The sequence below is a fragment of the Lysinibacillus sp. GW821-FHT14F06 genome, assembly GCF_058803665.1.
The window spans coordinates 1-3,476 of record NZ_JBXAPF010000065.1 but is presented as its reverse complement, the minus strand read 5'-3'; the positions used below and the strand labels follow the sequence as shown (position 1 = coordinate 3,476).

Here is a 3,476-nt window from a genome sequence, read left to right as displayed (position 1 = left end):
GGTAGTTGGGGGCTTCCCCCTGTGAGAGTAGGACATTGCTAGGCAAAAACAGTCAACTGTGTGTTGGCTGTTTTTTTTATGTGCGCCCGACATACGTATGAACTATAGGGTGCAAGTTCCGAACCCAAAGAAAGAAGTAGAGGTTAGCCAAGAGCAAGGGTGTCCGTGGCGACACGGAAGCTGGAGGCAAAACACCAGTCCGAGGAACACGAATCTCATACAAGGCTAGGTACGATTGGATGAGTGTGCATAACAACACAAAGTCCTTTCTGTCGAAGGTCATATCGAGTAAATGAGGCGGATAGATGGTGTGAAAGTGCATGCACTTTCAAGGGGAGGTCTGATGGAAACGTGAAGTACCCTTTTTTACCCTACTTAATGACAAGTAGATGAACCATCAGAAGTCAGCAGAGGTCATAGTACGATTGAGTCTAGAACTAATCGGAAGGGCTGAACAATTAAGAGATAATAACCCTTGGATTCCATCTCGAATGAATGAACACAGAAAACAGAGAAACCTCACGCTTAGAAAGTAAAGGTGAAGTCCATGAGGGTATTTGCTTTGAATGTAGGAAATTGTTGTAATCTCAGTAAACAACTTTATTATCATTTTCTGCTGATTTATTTCAGCGTCTAAATGCCATATCTTTAAACTGAATGAGCAATAGCCATCTTCCTATATGTATTGAGATATTTTTTGACGATATCCTCAAATGAAATTCCTGAATTTTCAACAATCAATCTCATGATCTCAAGGGACCCATATGATACGCCGTGCATAATATACTGACCAGTGGATTGACTAAGAACTAGCTGAGCCGTTGCATCTATAGAGAGCGATAGTCCATATTTGTATTCTACGTATTTTCCGGTTGTCACTGATTTACCAAAAAGTACAGGTGCAAATTTAAAGCCATCTTAAAGTGTGTTCATAATTGCAATGTCGATTACCTCAGCATCCAACTCAACCCATGATTGATCAAGTATAAAGTGATCAATTTGAACTCCACCAAGTCGTACAATAGAATTATAAGCCTTTTCAGTTAAAAGAATGTGTAAAATTGCAGAAATCAAATGACATTGACCCTGGTAATCATGCTCTGAATGAAATCAAAAGCTCCTCTAAAAATGTACTTAATCTCTTTCTCACACTCAAAATTTTCAATACCTAGAGCCCAGTTTGTATGCCAATTCATACAGCATTTCTTATACTTTTTCTCACTTCCACATAAACAAAGGTCGTTTCTATTTAACTTCATCTAATCTCTCCTTCACTTTGAATACTTAACTAAAGTTATTATAATCAATAGTAAGATCCGTTTAAATTGTGTAAAAGCTCAATACCCCCTTAGAATTCTCATAAGGGGTATTGAAATAATATTTTATTATTTAGGAGTACACCATGTAAGTTTTGTGAAACCTAATCCAAAATGTGTTCTATGAATATAATATCCATTATTATTCCAATTACAAAGTTCCCCAACATCATAAAAGCGCCCATATAGTACCAATACCTGTTAGTAATACAAGCAATCCTGCAGTACCCTCACCAGCTGCTAAAACTTTTTTGTATTTTCGAAGCCTCATCAGTAGAAATAGAAATAACTTGACCATACCACTCTGTACTTACAGAAAACATAGACATAATAATCATTTCTTCAGTATTTAAAATTTCCCCTTGGATTTCTTTCTATAATTCTTCGTTTACCTGAATGTCTTCAATATCTCCTGAAGTTGTTAAATCTCCCTTTTTTATTGCATTATTTAACACTATTAAATTTTCATTAAAAATGTCAAAAGCTTCCTGAGCGTTGGCATCTACATGATTATCATAAAAGTTTTTAACTTGACCATTTAAAAAGAGTGATTTTCCTCTAAGTCTGATTTGAAAATTCCGAGAGATTATTATAAATTTTAACCATACATTCCAAGGAATTCTATAACCTTATAATTTTCAAGGTCAACAATGCTATTATTGATTGTTTTTGCAGAGACTAGGGTTGGTGTAGTGTTAGCTGAGTTTAAAGTTAGTCCTAAAACTGATGCTAAAATTACTTTTTTCATATCATTGGCTCCTTTTAGATGAGATTGTCTTTTTGAGCATAAAATTCACTTATTCATTTTCTAGAGAGATTCTTACATATAAGGTTAGCTACTAAGGGATCTCTCTTTGTAGTTGTTATTTAGTGCTTCTGTAATTTAAAGGTATAATATTCTGGGGTTTATTGACTTATTTCGTGAAGGACAACAGTAATTCGACAAAAATAGTTCTAAATGTGACCATTGATTCTTATAATATATAGATAACTTTCTAAAAAAGGAGAGGAAACTTTGTGGATTGATGGTGTTTTTTCTGGTGGTGGTTTAAAGGGGTTTGCACTAGTTGGCGCGTATCAAGTGTTAGAAGCTGAAAATTTCCGCTTTAAACGGGTAGCTGGAACGAGTGCTGGGGCTATTCTAGCTGCTTTTATTGCTGCAGGTTATAGCGGAAAAGAAATTCAAACAATGTTAGAAGAATTGGATGTACCTTCATTATTAGATTCAAGGAAAACCATTTTATCATTCCCGTTTATGAAATGGGTTAATGTATATAACCATTTAGGTTTATATAAAGGAAAAGCTCTAGAAAAATGGTTTTTTCAAAAATTAGCTGCAAAAGGTGTTTATACATTTGGAGATTTACCGAGGGATTCTTTAAAATTAGTTGCTTCTGACTTAACAAATGGAAGAATGATTGTTTTGCCCGATGATTTACACAGATATCATATTGATGCAAATAACTTCTCAGTTGCATGTGCTTTACGAATGAGCTGTGGCATTCCCTTTTTTTTTGAACCTGTTACCTTAAAAACAGGCAAAGGAGAATCCATAATTGTAGATGGCGGTGTTTTGAGTAATTTTCCGTTATGGATATTTGACGATAAGGAGGGAAGGAAAGTAAGACCAATTCTAGGACTTAAATTGAGTAGACGTAGAGAAGAACAATGTCCACACGAAATAAAAAATGGCTTGAATTTATTTGAAGCCTTATTCTCGACTATGAAAGACGCTCATGATGAGAGATATATATCAAGAAGACATGAAAGAGATATTATTTTCATTCCTGTCGAAGATTATAGTGCAACACAATTTGATTTAGATGAGGAGACTAAGGAAATTCTTTTAGAAATTGGACGGAATCGAACAATTCAATTTTTAAGAACGTGGCCAAGGTTCAGATTATAAAATTTGAAAAAGAATTATTAAAAACTATTGACGTTCTTTATAACCAATGTTATTATATAAAAGTTGCTGCTGAAACACGCAACTAGAAAAATATAAAATAAAATAACTGTTTGACATTATCATATAAACATGTTATTATATAAAAGTTAACTCTTAACAAAGAGAGATTTTATAAATGAACCTTGAAAACTGAACAAGCAAAACGTAATCAATAAAGTTTTTAGTAGCTAGCTTTTGCTAGTGAACAAAAC

General features: G+C 34.1%; 4 protein-coding genes. 1 reads left to right on the top strand and 3 read right to left on the bottom strand.

The features are described 5' to 3' along the window. Positions 1–918 precede the first annotated feature (918 nt). The 3 genes from AC1RNS_RS26335 to AC1RNS_RS26325 form a co-directional block, all read right to left on the bottom strand. On the bottom strand, positions 919–1,074 hold the full coding sequence (locus tag AC1RNS_RS26335) for a hypothetical protein (protein ID WP_492996764.1): 156 nt from the start codon (positions 1,072–1,074) through the stop codon (positions 919–921). After that, a complete protein-coding gene (locus tag AC1RNS_RS26330; RefSeq protein ID WP_492996763.1) occupies positions 1,071–1,259 on the bottom strand; it encodes an SEC-C metal-binding domain-containing protein in 189 nt (62 codons plus the stop codon). Before AC1RNS_RS26330 ends, AC1RNS_RS26335 begins: the two co-directional genes overlap by 4 nt. A gap of 655 nt (positions 1,260–1,914) precedes the next feature. Then, positions 1,915–2,064, bottom strand: coding sequence for a hypothetical protein (locus AC1RNS_RS26325; RefSeq protein ID WP_492996762.1), 150 nt, complete (start codon positions 2,062–2,064; stop codon positions 1,915–1,917). A gap of 267 nt (positions 2,065–2,331) precedes the next feature. Between AC1RNS_RS26325 and AC1RNS_RS26320 the strand changes: the two genes are divergently transcribed. After that, positions 2,332–3,225: a patatin-like phospholipase family protein gene (locus AC1RNS_RS26320; RefSeq protein ID WP_492996761.1), complete on the top strand. Its 894-nt coding sequence runs from the start codon at positions 2,332–2,334 to the stop codon at positions 3,223–3,225. The last annotated feature ends 251 nt before the right edge of the window (positions 3,226–3,476 follow it).

Excerpts from the sequence above, each read along its gene's own strand:
- AC1RNS_RS26330 (WP_492996763.1), bottom strand. The coding sequence starts at position 1,259 with ATGAAGTTAAATAGAAACGACCTTTGTTTATGTGGAAGTGAGAAAAAG.
- AC1RNS_RS26325 (WP_492996762.1), bottom strand. The coding sequence starts at position 2,064 with ATGAAAAAAGTAATTTTAGCATCAGTTTTAGGACTAACTTTAAACTCA.